Genomic DNA, 23,281 nt, shown 5'->3' with positions numbered 1-23,281 from the left:
CCTGATCCGCTCCGAACCGGCGCTGACCCTGTTCGACGTGCGTGATGCCCACAGCTACAGGCAGGAGCATCTGGAGGGCGCCATGCACTTGAGCGAGGACCGTGTGGCCGCATGGCTCGGCCGCCTGGCCAAGGATGCGCCGGTGCTGATCTATTGCTACCACGGCAACGCGAGCAGGACCTTCGCGCAGATGTTTTCCGGTTTCCACTTCGGCAGGGTGTACAGCGTCGACGGTGGCTATCGGCCGCTGGCCACCGCGTTGGAGGGGCCTCCCGCGCAGGTGTCCGGGGCAGCCGGCAGCCCTGAACTGCTGACCTTTCTCGCCGAATGGCAATTCGATCCCGCCGACCTCGATGCGCCGCGCCTGCATGGGCTGACGCCATTGATGCGTGCCGCCCTGCAAGGCCAGCGGACGCTCGCCAGGGAGCTGCTCGGTTTCGGGGCGGACATCCATGCCCGCAACGACGATGGCAATACCGCCCTGTGGCTGGCCTGCGTTTCCCGTGACGCTGGGCTGGTGCAGGACCTGATCGACGCCGGGATCGAACTCGACAATCGCAACGACGCCGGCGCCACGGCGCTGATGTACACCGCTTCCAGCGACCGGCCGGAGTTGTTGCGGCTATTGCTGGAGGCCGGTGCCGATCCTCTGCTGAAGAATTTCGACGGCATGCGCGCGGTGGATCTGGCCGCGTCCGTTGCCTGCCTGAAACTGTTGCGCCACACCGCCGACTGGAGGCCAGACGGATGCTCGACTTCCCCGTGAAACTGGCGGTCGCCAGCCAGGAGGGCCTGGCAATCAGCGAACACTTCGGCCATGCCAGGCGGTTCTGGATCTACGCGGTCGACCCGGATGCGTGTCGCCTGCTGGAAACGCGCGAGGTGGAGCATTACTGCCTGGGCAACCATTCGAGCAAGACGGCCATGGCCGGCATCCTCGAAGCGATCAGGGATTGCCAGGCGGTCTTCGTCGCCAGGATCGGCGACGGGCCGGTGGCAAGGCTCAAGGCCATCGGCGTGCAGCCCGTCGCCGGCTACGCCTGGGAGCCGATCGACGCGTCGCTGCTGGACTATGTGCGCCGCACGTTGGCTGGGGAGCAGGTGTCATGAGTGGCGAGCGGATTGGCCAGTGGCTGGAGGAGCATCCGCTGTCGCCCGTTCAGGTGGACTGCGTCATCGCCGTCATGCTCAAGATCCTCGACGGCAAGTGCAAGATGAAACCCACGGAAAAGGCGGTCATGACGCTGCTCTACGAGCGGATCGGCCGGCGCACCGGCGAGCGCCTTGGGGAAGGGGCCCATGCCCTGATTGCCCAGGCCCGCGGTAACCTCGACGAAGCGATGAAAAACCGTGTCTACGAACAGCGGGTACTGGCCGAAACCATGATCTCCCGCCCCGTGATGAAAGGCTTCAAGGCCATGATCCGGCAACAGGGCCTGCTCGGGGACCGGCACGATGAGGACGTGGCGGATGATTGACCCGCGCCGCACGCACCAGGGCGTGTCTCGCTTGCCCGCTCCCTGCCTGCCCTTCACGAAGTAAATCCTCGCCGCTCTCCCGCGTTTCTCTTCAACGAGACCGAATGCGCGAGGTGCGTTCGGCCTGACGGTTGATATCCCTCACCAAAGGATCGCGTCATGCAAGCCACGTTCGACGTTATCGAAGAAAAGCCGATCGAGACGCTCTACTCGCTCGAGCAGAACCCGTTGCTGGTGCGCCAGGCGCAGCAGGAATCCAATGCGCGCAGTTATCCGCGGCGGATTCCCCTGGCGCTCAGGCGCGCGCGAGGCATCCACGTCGAGGACGTCGAGGGACGGCGTTTCATCGATTGCCTGGCCGGTGCCGGTACCCTGGCGTTGGGCCACAACCATCCGGTGGTGGTCGAGGCGATCCGCCGGGTGCTGGACGACGAGCTGCCGCTGCACACCCTCGACCTGACCACGCCGGTCAAGGACCGCTTCGTCCAGGACCTGTTCGGCGTGCTGCCGGCCGAGTTCGCCCGGCAGGCGAGGATCCAGTTCTGCGGGCCCACCGGCACCGACGCGGTGGAGGCGGCCCTCAAGCTGGTGCGCACGGCGACCGGGCGCAGCACGGTGCTGGCCTTCCAGGGCGGTTACCACGGCATGAGCCAGGGCGCGCTCAGCCTGATGGGCAACCTCAAGGCCAAGGCGCCGCTGGGCTCGTTGCTCAGCCATGGCGTGCAGTTCCTGCCGTTCCCCTACGACTACCGCTGCCCGTTCGGCCTGGGCGGTGCCCAGGGTGTGCAGATCGGCCTGCGCTACATCGCCAACCTGTTGAACGACCCGGAGGGCGGCGTGCCGCCGCCGGCGGCGGTGATCGTCGAGGCGGTGCAGGGCGAGGCCGGTGCGATCCCGGCCGACGACGCCTGGCTGCGCGGCCTGCGCGAAATCACCGCGCACGCCGGTATTCCGCTGATCCTCGACGAGATCCAGAGCGGCTTCGCCCGCACCGGCCGCATGTTCGCCTTCGAGCATGCCGGCATCCTGCCCGACGTGGTGGTGTTGTCCAAGGCCATCGGCGGTAGCCTGCCGCTATCGGTGGTGGTCTACCACGAAGCGCTCGATACCTGGCAGCCCGGCGCCCATGCCGGCACCTTCCGCGGCAACCAGATGGCCATGGCCGCCGGCTCGGCAGTGATTCGCTACCTGCGCGAACACGACCTCGCCGAGCATGCCGAGCGGGTCGGACGGCGTCTGCAGGACCACCTGCAGGCCATCCAGCGCCGCTACCCACAACTGGGCGACGTGCGTGGGCGCGGGCTGATGCTCGGGGTGGAGATCGTCGACCCGGACGGCACGCCGGACGCCCTCGGCCATCCGCCGGTGGACCCGGCATTGGCCTCGGCCATCCAGCAGGAATGCCTGAAGCGCGGGCTGATCCTCGAACTGGGTGGCCGCCACGGCAGCGTGGTGCGCTTCCTGCCGCCGCTGATCATCACCGAGGAGGAGGTCGGGCAGGTGGCCGATATCTTCGAGCGAGCGCTGTCGGCGGCGGTGCGGGCCGAGGGTTGAGCGGGGCGAGGGCATTCGCTCAACCTCACCTGGCCCCTTAGGGCTGGATGAATCTCGGCATGGCTGCGATGGAGTCGTTGGGTCGAGGTGCACGGATGTTAGTAGGGTGCGCTGCGCGCACCGCCAATCTCCGATGTATGCGGTGCGCGGAGCGCACCCTACGTTGGGATCGTGCCGAATACCGGCAGCGGTGTCCCAAATACCTCGTCCAGGGTCTTCGCCTCCAGGACATTCTCCGCCCAGCGCTCAAGCTCCTCGAGCCCCGCCTGTTGCAGACGCTGCTCCACCTCTGGCGCCAGAGGGCCGAAGCGGCGAATCAGCAGGCGGCTCAGAACGGTCAGTTCGCCCCGCTGCATGCCTTGTTCAAGGCCTTGCTCAATGCCTTGGTGGATACCCTGCTGCTTGCCCTGCTCCAGCAAACGCTCGGTCAATCGGGTCATACCCTGATCCTCCTGGGGGTAGCGGTCCTGGTAGATGCGTCGTTCATTCTCATCCAGAGCCGTGTAGATGTCGATGAAATCGATGTACTTGAGCTGCTTCTCCGGGTCCGGCTCCAGCTGCAGCAGGCCGCGGATGGCCTGGGCATAGATCTCCACCTTGCGTTCCGCTGGCCATTGCATATTCGGCAGGTTGAGCCGGGCTACCAGGTTGTCGCTGCTTAGATGGTCCTCCGCGGGCGTTTCGGCCAGTAGGCAGCGCAGATAGCGGAATGACAGGTAGGTGTGGCGTTCGCTGCCCAGTTCGAGCCGTTCGGGAATGCGCCGGTCGCCGCGCAGGAAGATCACCACCGGCACCATCCGCTCGGTCTGGCAGAGTTCTGCCAGGTCGGTGCAGTAATGGACGAGGCGATGGATGGAGAAGCGCGCCGGGTCGCTTTCTTCCTCCAGCACGAACAACAGAGCCTCGCGGCGGCCGTCTGGCCACTCCGCCAGCAGCGGCACGTCCAGTTCGTGGAAGCGGTCGCTCAGCCGCTGCTTGAGCTGTTCCTGGCGAAGCGGTGTGATGCTGGCGGAATCGTCGATGTCCGCGGCCTCGGTGGGGGCGAAGAAGGCTAGCGCCTGGCGCGGGTAGTCGAGGATCAGGTTCTTGAAGTTCTGGTCATGGCTGTTCGTCCTTGGCATGAGGCTATCCTATCTATACTGTGTTTTTATACAGCAGTCGTGAGGTGTGCTCCCTGCAAGCGGAAGGCGCCGCTGCGGGTTTCCCTAATTTTCCCGAAGGCCTATCCGTCTTGATGGTGACGCCCGACAGGGTTCAAAAACACGGAGAAAAAGACATGACTTCAGTTTTCGATCGCGAGGACATCCTCTTCCAGGTCGTCGTCAACCATGAGGAGCAGTACTCCATCTGGCCGGACTACAAGGAAATCCCCAAGGGCTGGCGCAAGGCCGGCAAGAGCGGTTTCAAGAAGGAGTGCCTGGCCTATATCGAGGAGGTCTGGACCGACATGCGCCCGCTGAGCCTGCGCAAGAAGATGGACGAGATGGCCCGCCAGCGCGAAGAAGCCGCCAACGTCAGCTGAGGTCCGCCGTGTCGAGAGTGAAGCTGCTTTGCCTGCCGTATTCCGGCGCCAGCGCCATGGTCTACAGCCGCTGGCGGCGGAGCCTGCCGGACTGGCTGGCGGTGTGCCCGCTGGAGCTGCCGGGGCGCGGCGCGCGTCTCGGCGAACCGCTGCAGACGGACATGGGCGCCCTGGCCCGGCAACTGGCCCTGGAGTCGCTGCCGGACCTGGACCGTCCCTATGCGCTGTTCGGCCACAGCCTGGGGGCCCTGCTGGGCTTCGAGGTCGCCCACGCCCTGCGCGAGCTGGGCGCCCCGGCGCCGCTGGCGCTGTTCGCCTCGGGCACCGCGGCGCCTACCCGCCGCGAGGACTACGAGAAGGACTACTCCCAGCCCAAGAGCGACGCCGAACTGGTGGTCGAACTGCGCGATCTGCAGGGCACGCCGGAGGAGGTCATCGCCAACGAAGAACTGATGAGCCTGACCCTGCCCATCCTGCGCGCCGACTTCCTCATGTGCGGGCTCTATCGATACCGGCTGCGGTCGCGTTTGGATCTGCCGATCCACGTGCTCGGCGGCAAGGAGGATAAAAGCAGCATGGAACAGCTGCTGGCCTGGCAGGAGGAGACCTCGGTCGGCTTCTCGCTGGACATGGTCGCCGGCGGACACTTTTTCATCCATGACCACGAGGCCAAGGTGCTGAGGCTGATCCGCAACAACCTGAGCGTTCATCTGCGTCGCGTTCGACATTTTTCCGCCATGGCAGCGGATGGGTGAAGTATCACTGCATGAGCGAACTACCGGGCTTCGATATCCGTCCGTTGCAGGCATGAAAGGGCGAGATGTCTCAGGCGCCCACCGGGGCTCGATCTGCTCGAGGCGCTCGCTGATCTCAATCGCCGGTCGACTGGTATCCGCTTCGCTACGAGGCCTTCTGTTGTGCCGGGGTGAATTCGTCAGGTCTGCCGGGCCGTGGCGCGACATCCCGTGGGATATGGTCTGGTTAGACGATCGCATCAGCAGTGGCCAAACCAGATTGGTGGCGCAGTTCGCAAACATACATGCGATGTGAAAAGTAGCATGTTAAATGCACCCTACCGACAAGGACGTCGCCATGGCCAGGAACAATCGCCACGATCACAGCTACAAATTGCTGTTCAGCCACCCTGAGATGGTCGCCGATCTGCTGCGCGGCTACGTCCACCAGTCTTGGGTCGAACACTTGGACTTCGCCAGCCTGGAACGGGCCGATGGCCACTACGTAACGGAAGACCTGCGCGGGCGTGAGGACGACTTGGTCTGGCGCGTCAAATGGGCTGACAGCGATCGCTGGCTTTACATCTACCTTCTGCTGGAGTTCCAGTCCACCCCGGATGCCTTCATGGCGCTCCGGGTGATGACTTACCTTGGCCTGCTCTATCAGGATCTGCTCAAGACCGGGCAGCTGACGCCGGCTGGCAAGTTGCCGCCGGTATTGCCCCTGGTACTGTACAACGGTGACCGTCCCTGGCTCGCCAGCACCGAGATCGCCGACCTGATCGATGCCATACCCGGTGGCCTGGAAGCTTTCCGCCCGGCCATGCGCTACCTGCTGCTGGACGAAAGCCGCCATGCCGACGAAGCCCTGCCCAGCACGCGCAATCTGGTCGCCGGACTCTTCGGCCTGGAGAACAGCCGCACCACGGATGACGTGCGCCGGGTGTTGGGTCAGTTGCTCGTCTGGCTGGCCGAGCCGGAGCAATTACAACTGCGCAGGCACTTCACGGTATGGCTGAAGCGGGTACTGCTACCATCGCGTATGCGTGGTATAAATTTCGACCAATTGCACGACCTGCAGGAGATCGACAACATGCTGGCCGAACGAGTGAAGGACTGGACGCGGGATTGGCGAGAGCAGGGTATCGAGGAGGGACGGAAGAAAGGCATAGAGGAAGGCCGGCAGGAAGGCGAACGCGCCATGCTGATCCGCCTGCTCAGCCGCCGCTTCGGCACCTTGGATGAGGAAACCCTGCAGCGCCTGGCTGACGCCAGCAGTGCCGAGCTGGAAAGTTGGGCCGAACGCATTCTGAATGCAACAAGCCTGGAAGACGTATTCCGGGGCGAGTGATCTTGGAGCTGGCCCCCACCGGCAGTGAGGGCTCTGCTATCGAGCGAGCGTCTCGCAGACTCACCGTTCACAAGCCTCGCTCAAGTGACCAGCAAGGCTACTTGGCGGACCATCACTCCAGCGCCCGCCCCAGCCGCCAGTACCCCATGAAGCTCAGCGCACGGCGGTCCAGCCCCAGCTCGCCGACCCAATGGCTGCGTATCGCCATGATCGCTGCCGACTCCCCGGCGACCCAGGCGTAGAAGGCGTTGTCAGTCGGCTTGGCCAGTTCCCAGGGGAGCTGTTTTTCGATGTCGACGTTTTCCAGCGGCTGCAGGGATTTTTCCCGTTCGCCCCATGATGGAAGGGTCGCCAGTTCCCGTGCAGCCCTTGCCATCCCCTCGCCGTGACCGAGTTCCAGGGTATCGCGTGCGAACCAGTGAAGCCGGGTGCCTGGCGGCGTGCGCAGGGGCAGACAATCCTCCTCGTGGGGAACCTCGATGAAAGCCTCGACTCGCTGCCCGCAGGGCCGCTCCGCCAGGGCTTCGAGGATCCCGGCGATGGCTGGCAGCGCGGTCTCGTCGCCGATCAGCAGGATCTGGCGAACGCCCCGTGGCGGGCGCCACTCGTAACCGCCCGGATCGGCGGGGTAACGGGCGTCCGGCGCCACCATCTGCAGGCGATCGCCCGGGCGGGCGTGGGTGACCCAGGCCGATGCCGGGCCGCTCTCGCCATGCAGGACGAAGTCCACGTCCACTTCCAGTGCCTCACCGCGCAACGCGCGGATGGTGTAGGTGCGCATGGGCGGCCGGTGCGACGGCTCGAGGGCGCGCAGGCTCTTGTGCCAGTCGCCTTCATGGGGCAGTCGCGGCGGCGAACCGTCGGGCGCGGGGAACAGCAGCTTGATCCGCTGGTCCGGCGCCAGGGTGTTCATCCGCGCGACGTCCGGGCCGGTGAAGACAAAGCGGGCCAGCGACGGCCCGAGCACGGTCCGCTGTTTCAGCGCCACGTCGAACAGGCGATAGCTGGAAGCTCGGGACAGCCCCGTGCGCTGGGCCAGGTTGCGCAGGTTCTGCGCCAGTGTTTCGGCAAGAGTCATGAGGACAGCCTCTGTGGCGGGAATGTCTCGGAAGGACGAACGCTGGCTGCGGACATTTAGTCCATAGGCTGAGCGCTAATTTTCCGCTCCGCCCATCCGTTCAGAGGAAACCACCGCTCCTGTACGGATGAAGACAGATGAATGCAGAAAACGCCCTGAAACTCGCCCGCCGCTTCATCGAGCTGCCGCTGGAGAAGCGCAGGTTGTTTCTCGATGGCCTGCGGGAGGAGGGGGTGGACTTTTCCCTACTGCCCATTGCTGCCGGCGTCGACGTGGCCGAGCGCGACGGGCTCTCCTACGCCCAGCGGCGCATGTGGTTCCTCTGGCAGCTCGACCCTCAGGGGGCGGCCTACAACCTGCCGATGGCGGTGCGCCTGAAGGGCGAGCTGGACCGCCAAGCCCTGCAGAGCGCCTTCGATGCGCTGATCGCCCGTCACCAGAGCCTGCGCACCCGCTTCGAATCGGATGGCGACGATGCCCGCCAGCAGGTATTGGAGTCGGCGCCGGTCATGATCGAATCGGAGGACCTGGTCTCGCTGCCGCCCAGCGAACGGGAAGCGCAGCTCGCCGCGATGGCCGAGGCGGAGGCCCTGGCGCCCTTCGACCTCGCCGAGGGGCCGCTGCTGCGGGTCCGTCTGCTGAAGCTGGCGGAGCAGGAGCACGTGCTGCTGCTCACCCTGCACCATATCGTCGCCGACGGCTGGTCGCTGAACCTGCTGATCGAGGAGTTCCTGCGGCTCTACGATGCGGCCTGCCTGGACGAGGATGCGGCACTGCCGGCGCTGCCGGTCCAGTACCGCGACTACGCGATGTGGCAGCGCAGCTGGCTGGAGGCGGGCGAGCGGGAGCGGCAACTGGCCTATTGGCGCGACAAGCTGGGCGACGAACATGCGCCGCTGACGCTGCCCACCGATCGTCCGCACCCCGCGCAGCCCAGCCACCGGGGCGCGCGGCATGCGTTGCAGATCGACGCCGGCCTGGCCGAGCGGCTGCATGGGTTGGCCAGGCGGCACAACGTCACCCTGTTCATGGTCCTGCTGGCGGCCTTCCAGTTGCTGCTGCAACGCTACAGCGGGCAGAGCGCCATCCGTGTCGGCGTGCCCATCGCCAACCGCCAGCGTGCGGAAGTGGAGGGGCTGATCGGCTGCTTCATCAACACCCAGGTGCTGCACACGGAAATCGATCCGTTGATCGACGTCGGCGAACTGTTGCGGCGGGTCAGGGAAACCGCGCTGGGCGCCCAGGCGCACCAGGAGCTGCCGTTCGAGCAACTGGTCGAGGCGCTGGACCTGGAGCGCAGCACGGCGCTTACGCCCCTGTTCCAGGTGCTGTTCAACCATCAGCCGACCGTTGCCGGCGTCGGAGAGCTGAAGACCCGCTCCGGGCTGACACTGGCGCGCGTGGAGACGGCAAGGGTCACGGCCCGCTTCGATCTGACGCTGGATACCTACGAAAGCGCCGGGCGCCTGCATGCGGCGTTCACCTATTCGCTGGACGTATTCGAGGAACCGACCGTCGTAGAACTGGGGCGCAACTGGCTGCGCCTGCTGGAAGGCCTGGTGGTACAGGCCCCGGGTAGCATCGGTGAATTGCCCCTGGAGCAGGAGCCGTCCGCGCCCGAGCAGGGCTGCGACGTTCCCGCCGCTCCGGCGGTCGATTGTGTCCATCATCTGATCGAGCGCGCCGCGAACCAGCATCCGCAACGACTGGCTGCGACCAGTGGCGACGGCAACATCGGCTACGCCCGCCTGAACGAACGCGCCGACGAGGTTGCCCGGGTATTGCTGGCGGCCGGTGTCCAGCCCGACCAGCGCATCGGGGTGGTGGGTGACCGTTCCATCGACATGCTGGTCGGCATCCTGGGCATCCTCAAGGCAGGGGCCGCCTATCTGCCCCTGGAGCCCGAGCAGCCACAGGAACGGCTGGAATTCATGCTCGCCGACAGCGACGTGAGCCTGGTTCTCGGGCGCTCGTCCTGGAACGGGAGCCTGCCGCCAGATGTCCGCAGGATCGACCTGGACCAGCCCCTGCCGACTACCTCCGCAGATGCGCAGCAGCCTGTCCGGGTTTCCCCCGACAACCTCGCCTATGTGATCTACACTTCGGGCACCACGGGCACCCCGAAAGGCGTGGCGGTTCCCCATGGGGCGCTGGTGAACTATGTCGAGGGCATTTCCCGGCGGCTACCCCTGGAGACGATCCAGAGCATGGCCATGGTCTCCACGCCCGCCGCGGACCTTGGCCACACGATGCTCTACGGCGCCTTGTGCGCGGGCAAGACCCTGCACCTGCTGGACAAGGAGACGATGCTCGACGCCGAGGCGTTCGCCGTCTGCATGGAAGAACATGCGGTGGATGCGCTGAAGATCGTGCCCTCGCACCTGGCTGCCATGCTCTCGGCCGGGCGCTCGGCCCTGCCCAGGCACTGCCTGATCCTCGGCGGGGAGGCCTGCCCACCGGCGTTGCTGGACAGGATCGCCGACTTGGCGCCCGAACTGACGGTACTCAACCACTACGGTCCCACGGAGACCACCGTGGGCGTCCTGGCCGGGGAATTGAAGGGGTCGCCGGTGCTTGGTAGTCCGCTGGACAACACCAGCGTGCGAGTGCTGGACAGTTGCCTGCAGCCCGCTCCCGGTTCCGCTCGTGGCGAGCTGTACATCTCGGGTACGGGGCTCTCCAGGGGCTATCTGGGCCGCCCGGCGCTGACGGCCGAACGTTTCGTGCCCGATCCTGTCGGCATTCCCGGGGCCCGGATGTACCGGACGGGCGACTGGGTACGCCGCAACAGTGGGGGAGAACTGCTGTTTGCCGGGCGCATGGACGGCCAGGTGAAAATCCGTGGCTATCGTGTCGAACTGGCCGAGATCGAGAGCCGCCTGCGGGCCTTGCCGGGCGTCGGCAACGCGCTGGTGCGGGTGGTCGGCGAGGAGCCGGCCAGGCAACTGGCGGCCTATCTGGTACCGACCGAGGCGCGGGACGGCCAGGCGCAGCAGGCGTTTGCGGATGAGGTTCGCGCGGCCTTGAAGCGGGCACTGCCGGAACACATGGTGCCGGCGCATCTGCTGGTGTTGGAGCGCCTGCCGGTGACCGCCAACGGCAAGGTCGACCTCAAGGCCCTGCCCGAGCCTGTCGCCAGCTCGGCAGCCTACGTCGCACCCGTCACGCCCCTGCAAAAGCAGCTGGCCGAGATCTGGGCCGAGGTGCTGCAGGGGGAGCAGGTGGGGCTCTCCGACAATTTCTTCGCGCTGGGCGGACATTCCCTGCTGGCGACCCAGGTCGTTTCCCGGGCGAGGAAGCGCCTGGGTCTCGATATTCCCTTGCGCACCCTGTTCGATACGGCCGACCTGCAGGCATTCGCCGATGCGGTAAAGAGTGCCGGCCGGGAGCTGGATGCGGAGATCGAGCATGTCGACCGGGATTCGCCCTTGCCGGTCTCCCATGCCCAGCATCGGCAATGGCTGTTCTGGAAGCTCAACCCGGAAAGTACGGCCTACAACACGCCACTGGCGGTGAGGATGCGCGGAGAGTTGGACAGGCAGGCGCTACAGGTCGCCCTGGACGCGCTGGTTGCCCGCCACGAGTCGCTGCGTACGGTCTTCCACGAGGAAAACGGCCTGCCCTGGCAACGGATATTGCTGGCCGGCGCCGTGACTATCGGCTATGAGGACCTGAGCGGCCAGGACGAAGCTGCGCAAACTCGGCGGCTGGAGGAGGAGGCTTTTGCCCGCTTCGATCTGGAGCAGGGGCCACTGATCCGGGCCCGGCTGTTCAGGGTCCGGGAAGACAAGCACCTGCTCGCCGTGACGCTCCACCACATCGTCTCCGATGGCTGGTCGATGAGCGTCATGGTTCGCGAGTTCGCCGCGGCGTACAACGCCCGGTCCGCTGGACAGGTACAGGAACTGCAGCCGCTGCCCGTGCAATACGCGGACTATGCGTCCTGGCAACGCCAGCGCCTGGCCGCAGGCCAGATGCAGACCCAGCTCGCCTATTGGAAGGCGAAGTTGGAGGATGACTTCGACGTTCTCGAGCTGCCTGCCGACCGGATCAGGCCACAGGTGCAGAGCTACCGGGGAGGGCGGGTCGATATCCGCCTGCCCGACGAACTGGCGGCGAAGCTGCGCCGCCTCGCGGTCGAGGCCAATGCCACCCTGTTCCACGTCTTCCTGGCCGCCTTCGCCATCCTGCTCTCGCGCTACAGCGGCAGGGACAAGATCAACGTCGGCGTGCCCATCACCAACCGCAACCGCCTGGAACTGGAGGGGCTGATCGGCTTCTTCGTCAACACCATCGTGGCGCGGATGGGCGTGGACCCCGCCACGACCTTCTCGCAACTGCTCGAAACGGTGAAGGAAACCGCCCTGGAGGCGCAGGCGAACAAGGATATCCCCTTCGACGTGCTGGTGGAGGAGCTGAAGCCCGAGCGCGGCCTGGAACACAACCCCCTGTTCCAGGTGATGTACAACCACCTGCGCGACTTCGGTGAGCAGGTGTCGGCGGATAGCTTGCGAGGGTTGCATGTCGAGGAGGTGGATCTGGTCGAGCGAAGTGCTCACTTCGACATTTCGCTGAACACCCTGGAGCAATCCGATGGACTGGTGGCTTCTTTCAACTACTCCTCGGACCTGTTCGAGGCGGAGCGTATCGAACGTCTGGCCGCCCATTGGCACAACCTGCTGGAAGCGATCTGCGCGCAGCCGGAAAAACGGGTTGCCGAGCTGCCGATGCTGGGCGAGTCGGAGCGCCAGTTCATCCTGGCCCAGTGGGACCAGACTCAACTGGACTACCCGAGCGACCGCTACGTTCACCAGTTGATCGAAGACCGTGCCCGGCAAACGCCGGACGCTGTGGCGGTGATCTTCGGCGACCAGCAGCTCACCTATGGCCAGCTCGACGCCCGGGCCAATCGCCTGGCCCACCGGCTGATCGAGCTGGGTGTGGGGCCGGAAGTGCGCGTGGCGATCGCCATGCGCCGTTCGGCGGAGATCATGGTGGCCTTTCTGGCCGTGCTGAAGGCCGGTGGCGCCTATGTGCCTCTGGACGTGGCCTATCCGCAGGACCGCCTGCTGTACATGATGAAGGACTGTGCCGCCGCGCTGGTACTGACTCAGAGCGATGTGCTGGAGCAATTACCGATCCCCGAGGGCCTGTCGACCCTGGCGGTGGACCGGACCGATGACTGGCAGGGCTATCCCGATACCGCGCCGGTGGTAGCGCTGGCGGAAGAGAACCTGGCCTACGTGATCTATACCTCGGGCTCCACCGGCCAGCCCAAGGGCGTGGCGGTGTCCCACGGTCCGCTGGTCTCGCACATCCGGGCAACCGGCGAGCGCTACGAAACGAACCCTTCGGACTGCGAACTGCACTTCATGTCGTTCGCCTTCGACGGCGCTCATGAAGGCTGGATGCACCCGTTGATCAACGGCGCCCGCGTGCTGGTCCGCGACGATAGCCTGTGGCTGCCGGAGCAGACCTACGCCGAGATGCACCGACATGGCGTGACGCTGGGGGTGTTCCCGCCGGTGTACTTGCAACAACTGGCCGAGCATGCCGAGCGTGACGGCAACCCGCCGCCGGTACGCGTCTACTGTTTCGGTGGCGATGCAGTACCGCAGGCCAGCTACGACCTGGCCTGGCGAGCATTGCGTCCGCAGTACCTGTTCAATGGCTACGGCCCAACGGAAACGGTGGTGACGCCATTGCTCTGGAAAGCCCGGAAAGGCGATGCCTGCGGAGCGGCCTATGCGCCGATTGGCACGCTGCTCGGCAAGCGTCGCGGTTACGTGCTGGACGCCGACCTGAACCTGCTGCCGGTAGGGCTGGCCGGTGAGCTGTACCTGGGCGGGGAGGGCGTGGCGCGGGGCTATTTGGATCGCCCTGCGCTGACCGCCGAGCGCTTTGTGCCGGACCCGTTCGATAGCAACGGCGAGCGTGTCTACCGCAGCGGCGACCTGACCCGTGCGCGGCCCAATGGCCTGGTCGATTACCTGGGCCGGGTAGACCACCAGGTGAAGGTTCGTGGCTTCCGCATCGAACTGGGCGAGATCGAGGCGCGGCTGCTGGAACAAGAGGCTGTGCGCGAGGCGGTGGTGCTGGCCCAGGACGGGGCGAGCGGCAGGCAACTGGTGGGCTATGTGGTGCCGACAGAACCTGTGTCGGTCGAACGGCAAGGCGATCTGCGCGAAGAACTCAGGGTCGCGCTCAAGAAAAGTCTGCCGGATTATATGGTTCCGACCCACCTGCTGTTCCTAGACAGCCTGCCTCTGACGCCGAACGGCAAGCTGGACCGCAAGGTGCTACCGCAGCCGGATACAAGTCAGTTGCAGCAAGCCTATGTGGCACCTAGAACGGAGCTGGAGCAGCAGATCGCAGCGATCTGGCAGGACGTGCTCAAGCTGGAACGGGTAGGACTGACCGACAACTTCTTCGAGCTGGGCGGCGATTCGATCATCTCGCTTCAGGTGGTGAGTAGGGCACGTCAGACGGGGATCCAGTTCACTCCCAAGGATCTGTTCCAGCACCAGACGGTGCAAGGGCTGGCTGCGGTGGCCCACCGTTCGGAGGGGCCGGTCATCGATCAAGGGCTGGTCAGCGGATCAATGGCGCTGACGCCGATCCAGCACTGGTTCTTCGAAGCGGAGATTCCCGAGCGCCATCATTGGAACCAGTCGGTGCTGCTGAAACCAAGGGAACAGCTCGACCCTGACCATTTGAGAGCAGCTTTTCAGGCCTTGGTCGAGCATCACGATGCCTTGCGGTTGCGCTTCGAACAACGAGATGGTGCATGGCAGGCCGAGTTCCAGAGTGTGGAGCCGGTGGATGTGCTGTGGACCAGCCACCTCGCCGACCTGGCGGAGCTGGAGCAGGTCGCCAATGAGGCGCAGCGTAGCCTGAACCTGGAAAACGGCCCGTTGTTACGGGCGGTGCTGGCGGAGCTGCCCGACGACAGTCAACGTCTGTTGCTGGTGATCCACCACTTGGTGGTGGACGGCGTGTCCTGGCGGGTACTGCTGGAGGATTTGCAACAGACCTACCAGGCCCTGGACGCAGGCCAACTGGTCAGGCTGCCGGCCAAGACCAGCTCCTTCAAGGCCTGGGCCGAGCATCTGCAAGTACACGCCGAAAGTTCCGCGCTCGAAGGGGAATTGGCCTACTGGAAGACACAGTTGCAAGGCACCGTCGATGAACTGCCTTGCGACCACCAGGAGGGCGGCAACCAGCAGAAACAGGCGGCATACGCGAACACCCGCCTGGATCGCGACTGGACGTGCCGGCTGTTACAGGAGGTGCCGGCCGCCTACCGCTCCCAGATCAATGACTTGCTGTTGACGGCCCTGGCACGAGTGATCGCTCGCTGGACCGGACAGCCGGACGTGCTGGTTCGGTTGGAGGGCCATGGTCGAGAGGACTTGTTCGAGGACATCGACTTGACCCGGACGGTGGGCTGGTTCACCAGCATGTATCCGGTGAAGCTGAGCCCGCAGGTGGAGTTGTCGGCGTCGATCAAAACGATCAAGGAGCAGTTGCGGGCGATCCCGAACAAGGGGATCGGCTATGGCCTGCTGCGTTACCTGGGCAGTCCCGAGGCTCGGCAAATGCTTCAACGGCTGCCGCAGGGCGAGATCGTCTTCAACTACTTGGGGCAGTTCGACGGTACCTTCGATGACGAGGCAAGCCTGTTCGTACCGGCGAAGGAGGGCACCGGAGCGACGCAGGACGAAGAGGCCCCCCTGGCGAGCCTGCTGGCCCTGAACGGTCAGGTGTATGAGGGCGAACTGAGCCTGGGCTGGACCTTCAGCCGGGAAGTGTTCAACGAGCAGACGATCCAGCGGTTGGCGGACGAATACGTCGAAGAACTCAAGGTACTGATCGAGCACTGCTGTGATGAGTGCAATCGCGGCGTGACGCCATCGGACTTCCCGCTGGCGAAACTGAGCCAGAAGCAATTGGACTGTCTGCCGATTCCTACGGAGCAGATTGCCGATATCTACCCATTGTCGCCGATGCAGCAGGGGATGCTGTTCCATAGCCTCTATGAGCAGGAGGGCGGGGACTACATCAACCAGGTACGTGTGGATGTTGAGGGGCTGGATATCGAGCGGTTCCGTGAGGCCTGGCAATCGACGGCCGATAGCCATGAGGTGCTGAGAGCCAATTTCATCAGCGATCTGGCGGCGCCGTTGCAGGTGGTCCGCAAGCACATTCAGGTTCCCTTCATGGTGCTGGATTGGCGTGGTCAAACCCATCTGGAAGAGGCGCTGACCACATGGGCGCAGGCGGATCGTCAGAAAGGCTTCGATTGTCTGAAGGATCCGCTTTTGCGGTTGACGGTAATCCGTACGGCTGAACATCGCCATCACCTGATCTACACCAATCACCACATCCTGATGGATGGCTGGAGCAACTCGCGACTGTTGGGCGAGGTGCTGCAGCGTTATGCCGGGCAGGCGGTACCGTCATCGATGGGCCGCTACCGGGACTATATCGCCTGGTTGCAACGGCAGGACCAGGTTACCGGCGAGGCGTTCTGGAAAGAGCAACTGGTCGAGCTCGAAGAGCCGACACGGCTGGTCCAAGCGGTTCGCAGCGATGTCGGCGAGGCAACCGGTTACGGCGACCATTACCAGACCTTCGGCCAGGACCAGACCCACCGTCTCGAGGCGTTCGCCCGCGCGCACCATGTGACGCTGAACACCCTGGTGCAATCAGCCTGGCTGCTGCTGTTGCAGCGCTACACCGGCCAGGAGTCGGTGTGCTTCGGGGCGACGGTGGCGGGGCGGCCGGCGGAGCTGGCTGGGGTGGAGGAGCAGATCGGTCTGTTCATCAACACCCTGCCGGTGATCGGCAGTCCACGTCCGGAACAGTCGGTGGTCGAGTGGGTCGAGCAGGTGCAGGCGCGTAATCTGGCGTTGCGGGAGTTTGAGCATACGCCACTGTATGAAGTACAGCGTTGGGCCGGCCTAGGTGGTGAGGCACTGTTCGCCAGCCTGCTGGTGTTCGAGAACTACCCGGTATCGGAGGCATTGCAGCAGGGTGCGCCGGCTGGCTTGCGTTTTGGCCAGGTGGTTGGACAGGAGCAGACCAACTATCCGTTGACGCTGGCAGTGGGGTTGGGCGAGACGCTGACGGTGCACTATGGCTACGACCGGCGCAATTTCGATGCACAAGCGGTGGCTCGACTGGCTGAACACTTTGGCAATCTGCTACGGGCGTTGACTGTCGATGGGCAGGCGCGAATTGGTGGGCTACCAATGCTGGGCAGTGAGGAGTATCAGCAACTCGTCCATGGGTGGAACCGTACCGAGGCTGATTTCCCGCGTGATGCCTGCATCCATCAATTGATCGAGGCACAGGTGGAGAAAACGCCGGAGGCCACTGCGCTGATCTTCGGTGAACAGGAAGTGAGCTATAGGGAGCTGAACCGTAGGGCGAATCGCCTGGCGCACAAGCTGCGTGAACTGGGCGTGGGGTCGGATGTGCTGGTGGGTATTGCGGTGGAGCGCAGCCTGGATATGGTGGTGGGGCTGCTGGCAATCCTGAAGGCGGGCGGTGCGTACGTGCCACTGGATCCGGAGTATCCGCAGGATCGATTGGCTTACATGTTGGAAGACAGCCAGGCAATTCTGCTCCTTTCCCAGTCCTCTCTGCAGGATCGTTTACCCCTGTCGTTCAGAGCCAGGACTCTGCTGCTGGACCAGATTTCACTCGAGCCTTATCCAGATAACAACCCGCTCAACCTGACGCTGCCAGGGGGCTTGGCCTACAGCATCTACACTTCAGGATCCACCGGTAGACCCAAAGGGGTGCTGATCGAGCACCGCAATGCGGTTGCCTTGATCGGTTGGGCTCTATCGATCTACAGCCTGGAATATCTGTGCGGAGTATTGGCCTCCACCTCCATCTGTTTTGATCTGTCGGTCTGGGAGCTCTTCGTGACCCTGTCGGCGGGGGGGTATGCCGTGCTGGCTGGTAATACCCTGGAACTGCCGAACCTGTCCGCGAAGGACCGAGTACGTCTGGTCAATACCGTGCCATCCGCGATCAAGGTGCTATGTGAAGCCGGCCGTTTGCCGGACACGGTCCGCACCATCAATCTTGCCGGCGAGGCCCTCAAGCAGACGCTCGTCGACGACCTCTACCGGACCGGGCATGTTTGCCAGGTCTATGACCTGTACGGACCATCCGAGGACACCACCTATTCCACCTACACGCTGAGGGTGGTGGACGGCAGGGCGAACATCGGTCGTCCAATTTCCAACAGTGCCGTCTATTTGCTGGATGGCGTTGGGCTGCCTGTTCCTGTCGGAGCGCTTGGAGAGCTTTATATGGCAGGAGCTGGGCTGGCCCGAGGCTATCTGGGGCGGCCTGCACTGACAGCCGAGAAGTTTTTGCCGAACCCGTTCGACGATAGCGAGCAAGGAGGTGGTCGTCTGTATCGGACAGGTGACCTGGCCCGATACCGGCCGGACGGTGTGATCGAGTACGTGGGCCGTATCGATCATCAGGTGAAAATTCGCGGTTTCCGGATCGAGTTGGGAGAGATAGAGGCTCGGCTCCTGAAGCAGGATTTTGTGCGCGAGGCCGTGGTGCTGGATCAGGAAGGGCTATGTGGCAAGCAGTTGGTGGGCTATGTGGTGCCGATGGAGCCGGTGTCGTCAGAGCAGCAGAGCGATTTGCGCGAAGTCCTCAGGGCCGCTCTCAAGGAAAGCCTGCCGGAGTACATGGTCCCGGCGCACCTGCTGTTCCTGGACAGCCTGCCACTGACCCCGAACGGCAAGCTGGACCGCAAGGCGCTGCCACAGCCGGACGCAAGCCAGTTGCAGCAAACCTACGTAGTGCCTCGAACGGAACTGGAACAACAGATCGCAGCGATCTGGCAGGACGTACTGAAGCTGGGGCGGGTAGGGCTGACCGATAACTTCTTCGAACTGGGCGGCGATTCGATCATCTCCCTGCAAGTGGTGAGTCGCGCTAGCCAGGCGGGCATCCAGTTTACGCCCAAGGATTTGTTCCAGCACCAGACGGTGCAGGCCCTGGCTGCGGTGGCGCGGCAGTCCGAAGGGCCACTGATCGACCAGGGGCCGGTCACTGGGTACATGCCGCTGACGCCGATCCAGCGCTGGTTCTTCGAGTCGGAAATTCCCGAGCGGCAGCAGTGGAACCAGTCGTTGTTGCTGACTCCGCGCGAGCGGTTGGAGCCCGAACCTCTGAGCGCCGCGTTGCAGGCGCTGGTCGCGCATCACGATTCTCTGCGTCTGCGCTTCGTCGAGCAGGAAAGCGGTTGGCAGGCCGAGTTCGGGCCGGTCTCTGCGCAGGAGCTGTTGTGGGTCAGCTACCTTGCCGATGTTGCTGAACTGGAGCAGGTCGCCAACGAGGCCCAGCGCAGCCTGAGCCTGGAAAACGGCCCGCTGTTGCGCGCGGTGCTGGCCGAACTGCCGGATGGCACACAACGTCTGTTGCTGGCGATCCATCACCTAGTGGTGGATGGGGTGTCCTGGCGGGTGTTGCTGGAGGATTTGCAGCAGGCCTACCGCTCCCAGGCATTGCCGGCCAAGACCAGCGCCTTCAAGGCCTGGGCCGAGCGGCTGCAAGCCCACGCTGCCACTGCCGGGCTGGCAGCCGAACGGGATTACTGGCAGGGCCAGTTGCAGGGTGTCAGCGAGCGTTTGCCCTGCGACTACCCGGACGGCGGCAACTGCTGCCAGAAGCACGCCGCGTACGCGAACACCCGGCTGGACCGCGACTGGACCCGACGGCTGTTGCAGGAGACTCCCGCTGCCTATCGCACCCAGGTCAACGACCTGCTGCTGACGGCGTTGGCCCGGGTCATCGCCCGTTGGAGCGGCGAGTCGGATGTGCTGGTGCGCCTGGAGGGACACGGTCGCGAGGCGCTCTTCGACGACCTCGACGTGACCCGCACGGTGGGTTGGTTCACCAGCCTGTACCCGGTGAAACTGAGTCCGCAGGCGGAGCTGTCGGCGTCGATCAAGACCATCAAGGAACAGCTACGCGGGGTGCCGAACAAGGGCCTGGGCTACGGCCTGCTGAAGTATCTGGCGGATGAGCCACTACGCGAGGCCATGACGCAGTTGCCGCAAGGCTCGATCGTCTTCAACTACCTCGGCCAGTTCGACGGCAGTTTCGACGCGAGCGAGAGCCTGTTCACCCCGGCGCAGGAAAGCACCGGTGCGACGCAGAGCCCCGAAGCGCCCCAGGGGAGCGAACTAACCCTGAACGGCCAGGTGTACGACGGCGAACTGAGCCTGGTCTGGAGTTACAGCCGGGAGCGCTTCGACGAGGCGACGATCCAACGTCTGGCCGAGGCATACCGCCTGGAGCTTGAAACGATAATCGCCCACTGCACCGATGAAACCCATCGGGGTGTGACACCCTCGGACTTCTCGCTGGCGGGCCTGAACCAGGCCCAGTTGGACCGTTTGCCGGTAGCACCCGGCGAGATCGCCGACCTGTACCCGCTGTCGCCGATGCAGCAGGGAATGCTGTTCCACACCCTGTACGAGCAGGGCGGCGAGCAGTACATCAACCAGTTGCGGGTGGACGTGGAGGGACTGGACGTCGAGCGTTTCCAGCAGGCCTGGCAAACAGCCGTCGAGGCGCACGACGTGCTCAGAAGCCAGTTCATCGTCGAGCCGCCGTTGCAGATCGTGCGCCGGCACCTGCCCACGCCCTTCGAAACCCTCGACTGGCGAGGCCAGAGCAATCTGCAAGACAGCCTGTCGACTTGGGCGCAGGCGGATCGCCAGAAAGGTTTTGACCTGGCGCAGGGCGCACTGCTGCGCCTGACCATGGTGCGTACCGCCGAACAGCGCTACCACCTGATCTACACCAGTCATCACATCCTCATGGACGGCTGGAGCAACTCCCGGCTGCTGGGCGAAGTGCTGCAGCGCTATGCCGGGCAGGTGGTGGCTTCGCCGAATGGACGCTACCGGGACTACATCGCTTGGTTGCAGCGCCAGGATGCGCAGGCCGCCGAGCACTTCTGGAAGGCGCAACTGGTGCAGCTCGATGAACCGACGCGGCTGGCCCAGGTGGTGCCTGGCGAGGGTGTCGAAGGCGCAGGCTACAGCGATCACCTGCAGCGCTTCGATGCCGGGCAGACGCTTGCACTGCAACGTTTCGCCCAGCAGCACAAGGTCACTGTGAACACCCTGGTGCAGTCTGCCTGGCTGTTGTTGCTGCAACGCTACAGCGGGCAGGAATCGGTGTGTTTCGGTGCAACGGTGGCGGGGCGCCCGGCGGAACTGGTGGGCGTGGAAGAGCAGATCGGCCTGTTCATCAACACGCTGCCGGTGATTGGCCGTCCCCGTCCGGAGCAAACGGTGGCGCAGTGGCTTGCGCAGGTGCAAGCGAGCAACCTGGCGCTGCGCGAGTTCGAGCACACGCCGCTGTACGAGGTGCAGCGCTGGGCCGGGCAGGGTGGCGAGGCGCTGTTCGACAGCCTGCTGGTGTTCGAGAACTACCCGGTGTCGGAGGCGCTGCAACAGGGCGCGCCGGCCGGGCTGCGCTTTGGCGAGGTGAGCGGGCGGGAACAGACCAACTATCCGTTGACGCTGGGCATCAGCCTGGGCGAGACACTGACGGTGCAGTACGGTTTCGACCTCCACCAGTTCGATGCCTGGGGTGTGGCCCGTCTGGCCGAGCATTTCGGCAATCTGCTGTGGGCACTTGTGCAGGGACCGCAGCAACGCTTGGGCGAGCTGTCGCTGCTGGGTGAATCGGAGCGCCGATCCATCCTGAGTCAATGGGACCAGACCGGGCAGGACTTCCCGGGCGAGCGTCCGGTCCATCGCTTGATCGAAGACCAGGCGCGCAAAGCGCCGGATGCCGTGGCGGTGATCTTCGGCGAGCAGCAGCTCAGCTATGGCGAGCTCGATCGCCAGGCCAACCGCCTGGCGCACCGCTTGATCGAACTGGGCGTGGGGCCTGAGGTGCGTGTGGCGATTGCCATGCCCCGCTCGGCGGAGATCATGGTGGCGTTCCTCGCGGTGCTTAAGGCCGGCGGCGCCTATGTTCCGCTGGACGTGGGCTATCCCCAGGATCGGATGCTGTACATGATGAAGGACTGCGCCGCCGCGCTGGTGCTGACCCACAGCGAGGTGCTGGAGCGCTTGCCTATTCCTGAGGAGCTGCCAAGCCTGGCGGTGGATCTTGAGGAGCGTTGGCACGACTACCCGGCTAGCGCCCCCGAGGTGGCGTTGGCAACGGAGAACCTTGCCTACGTGATCTACACCTCCGGCTCCACCGGCCAGCCCAAGGGTGTGGCGGTGGCCCATGGGCCCCTGGTGGAGCATGTACAGGCGACGGGGGAGCGCTACGAGATGAGCGCCGCTGATTGCGAGCTGAACTTCATGTCGTTCGCCTTCGACGGCGCCCATGAGGGCTGGATGCACCCGCTGATCAATGGCGCGCGGATCCTGGTCCGCGACGACAGTCTGTGGCTGCCGGAACGCACCTACGCAGAAATGCACGAGCATGGCGTGACCGTCGGTGGTTTTCCGCCGGTCTACCTGCAGCACCTGGCCGAGTACGCCGAGCGCGACGGCAACCCACCGCCGGTGCGGGTCTACTGCGTGGGTGGCGATGCCGTTTCCCAGGCGAGCTTCGAGCTGGCCTGTCGCGCCTTGCGTCCCCAGTATCTGCTCAATGGCTACGGCCCGACCGAAACGGTGGTCACGCCATTGCTCTGGAAAGCCAAACCGGGCGATCCCTGCGGCGCGTCCTATGCCCCCATAGGCACCTTGCTGGGCAAACGCCGTGGCTACCTGCTGGACGCCGAGCTGAACCTGTTGCCTGTGGGGTTGGCCGGTGAGCTGTACCTGGGTGGAGGCGGTGTGGCGCGGGGCTATTTGGACCGACCTGGATTGACCGCGGAGCGCTTCGTGCCCGATCCGTTCGGCGATGGCGAGCGGGTCTACCGCAGCGGCGACCTGACCCGCGCGCGTCCCGATGGGGTGGTCGACTACCTGGGCCGCGTCGACCATCAGGTGAAGGTGCGGGGTTTTCGTATCGAGTTGGGCGAGATCGAAGCACGGCTGCTTGAGCAAGAAACGGTCCGCGAGGCAGTGGTGCTGGCCCAGGAAGGTGCGAGCGGCAAGCAATTGGTGGGCTATGTGGTGCCGGTCAACGCGCTCAAGGGCGCGGAAACCGAGGCTGCGTTGCGGGACACACTGCGCTCCAGCCTGCGGACTCAGTTGCCGGAATACATGGTGCCGACGTACCTGCTGTTCCTCGACAGCTTGCCATTGACCCCCAATGGCAAGCTGGACCGCAAGGCACTGCCGCTGCCGGATATCAGCCAGTTGCAGCAGACCCATGTGGCGCCGCGTACCGAGCTGGAGCGGCAGCTTGCGGCAATCTGGCAGTCGGTACTGAAGCTGGAGCAGGTGGGGCTGACGGACAACTTCTTCGAACTGGGCGGCGACTCGATCATCTCGTTGCAGGTGGTCAGTCGGGCGCGCCAGGCCGGTATCCAGCTCACCCCCAAAGATCTGTTCCAGCACCAGACGGTGCAGGCCCTGGCTGCGGTGGCGCGGCAGT

The 23,281-nt window shown here is 64.7% G+C and carries 10 protein-coding genes; 8 read left to right on the top strand and 2 right to left on the bottom strand.

The window, feature by feature from the left end:
* Nucleotide 1: 1 nt before the first annotated feature.
* From IN820_RS06760 to IN820_RS06745, 4 genes are all read left to right on the top strand, one after another.
* Nucleotides 2–766: an ankyrin repeat domain-containing protein gene (locus IN820_RS06760; protein WP_235989090.1), complete on the top strand. Its 765-nt coding sequence runs from the start codon at nucleotides 2–4 to the stop codon at nucleotides 764–766.
* Complete coding sequence (locus tag IN820_RS06755) at nucleotides 748–1,110, top strand: NifB/NifX family molybdenum-iron cluster-binding protein (protein ID WP_193680235.1); 363 nt, start codon at nucleotides 748–750, stop codon at nucleotides 1,108–1,110. The genes IN820_RS06760 and IN820_RS06755 overlap by 19 nt, the downstream gene beginning before the upstream one ends.
* Nucleotides 1,107–1,478, top strand: coding sequence for a hypothetical protein (locus tag IN820_RS06750; protein ID WP_193680234.1), 372 nt, complete (start codon nucleotides 1,107–1,109; stop codon nucleotides 1,476–1,478). The genes IN820_RS06755 and IN820_RS06750 overlap by 4 nt, the downstream gene beginning before the upstream one ends.
* A gap of 159 nt (nucleotides 1,479–1,637) precedes the next feature.
* Complete coding sequence (locus tag IN820_RS06745) at nucleotides 1,638–3,032, top strand: aspartate aminotransferase family protein (RefSeq protein ID WP_193680233.1); 1,395 nt, start codon at nucleotides 1,638–1,640, stop codon at nucleotides 3,030–3,032.
* 158 nt (nucleotides 3,033–3,190) lie between these two features.
* Here IN820_RS06745 and IN820_RS06740 read toward each other — a convergent pair whose 3' ends face one another.
* Nucleotides 3,191–4,153 (bottom strand): DUF4351 domain-containing protein, encoded by a 963-nt coding sequence (locus IN820_RS06740; protein ID WP_193680232.1) that lies wholly within the window; start codon nucleotides 4,151–4,153, stop codon nucleotides 3,191–3,193.
* 155 nt (nucleotides 4,154–4,308) lie between these two features.
* On the opposite strand from IN820_RS06740, the gene IN820_RS06735 reads away from it, so the two are divergent.
* The 3 genes from IN820_RS06735 to IN820_RS06725 all read left to right on the top strand — a co-directional run bounded on the left by IN820_RS06735 (nucleotide 4,309) and on the right by IN820_RS06725 (nucleotide 6,639).
* Entirely contained in the window at nucleotides 4,309–4,554 is a 246-nt protein-coding gene (locus IN820_RS06735) for an MbtH family protein (protein ID WP_193680231.1), read from the top strand.
* 8 nt (nucleotides 4,555–4,562) lie between these two features.
* Nucleotides 4,563–5,309, top strand: a complete 747-nt coding sequence (locus tag IN820_RS06730; RefSeq protein WP_193680230.1) for a thioesterase II family protein — start codon at nucleotides 4,563–4,565, stop codon at nucleotides 5,307–5,309.
* Between the two features lie 310 nt (nucleotides 5,310–5,619).
* Nucleotides 5,620–6,639 (top strand): Rpn family recombination-promoting nuclease/putative transposase, encoded by a 1,020-nt coding sequence (locus tag IN820_RS06725; RefSeq protein WP_207793523.1) that lies wholly within the window; start codon nucleotides 5,620–5,622, stop codon nucleotides 6,637–6,639.
* 112 nt (nucleotides 6,640–6,751) lie between these two features.
* Here the strand turns inward: IN820_RS06725 and IN820_RS06720 are convergent, their stop codons facing one another.
* Nucleotides 6,752–7,717: a siderophore-interacting protein gene (locus tag IN820_RS06720; protein WP_193680229.1), complete on the bottom strand. Its 966-nt coding sequence runs from the start codon at nucleotides 7,715–7,717 to the stop codon at nucleotides 6,752–6,754.
* 137 nt (nucleotides 7,718–7,854) lie between these two features.
* Here IN820_RS06720 and IN820_RS06715 point away from each other — a divergent pair.
* A partial coding sequence (locus tag IN820_RS06715) for a non-ribosomal peptide synthase/polyketide synthase (protein ID WP_193680228.1) occupies nucleotides 7,855–23,281 on the top strand: 15,427 nt, incomplete at its 3' end.

This window comes from Pseudomonas lopnurensis, from assembly GCF_015070855.1.
Lineage (GTDB): Bacteria > Pseudomonadota > Gammaproteobacteria > Pseudomonadales > Pseudomonadaceae > Stutzerimonas > Stutzerimonas lopnurensis.
This window is presented reverse-complemented; position numbering and strand designations above follow the sequence as displayed.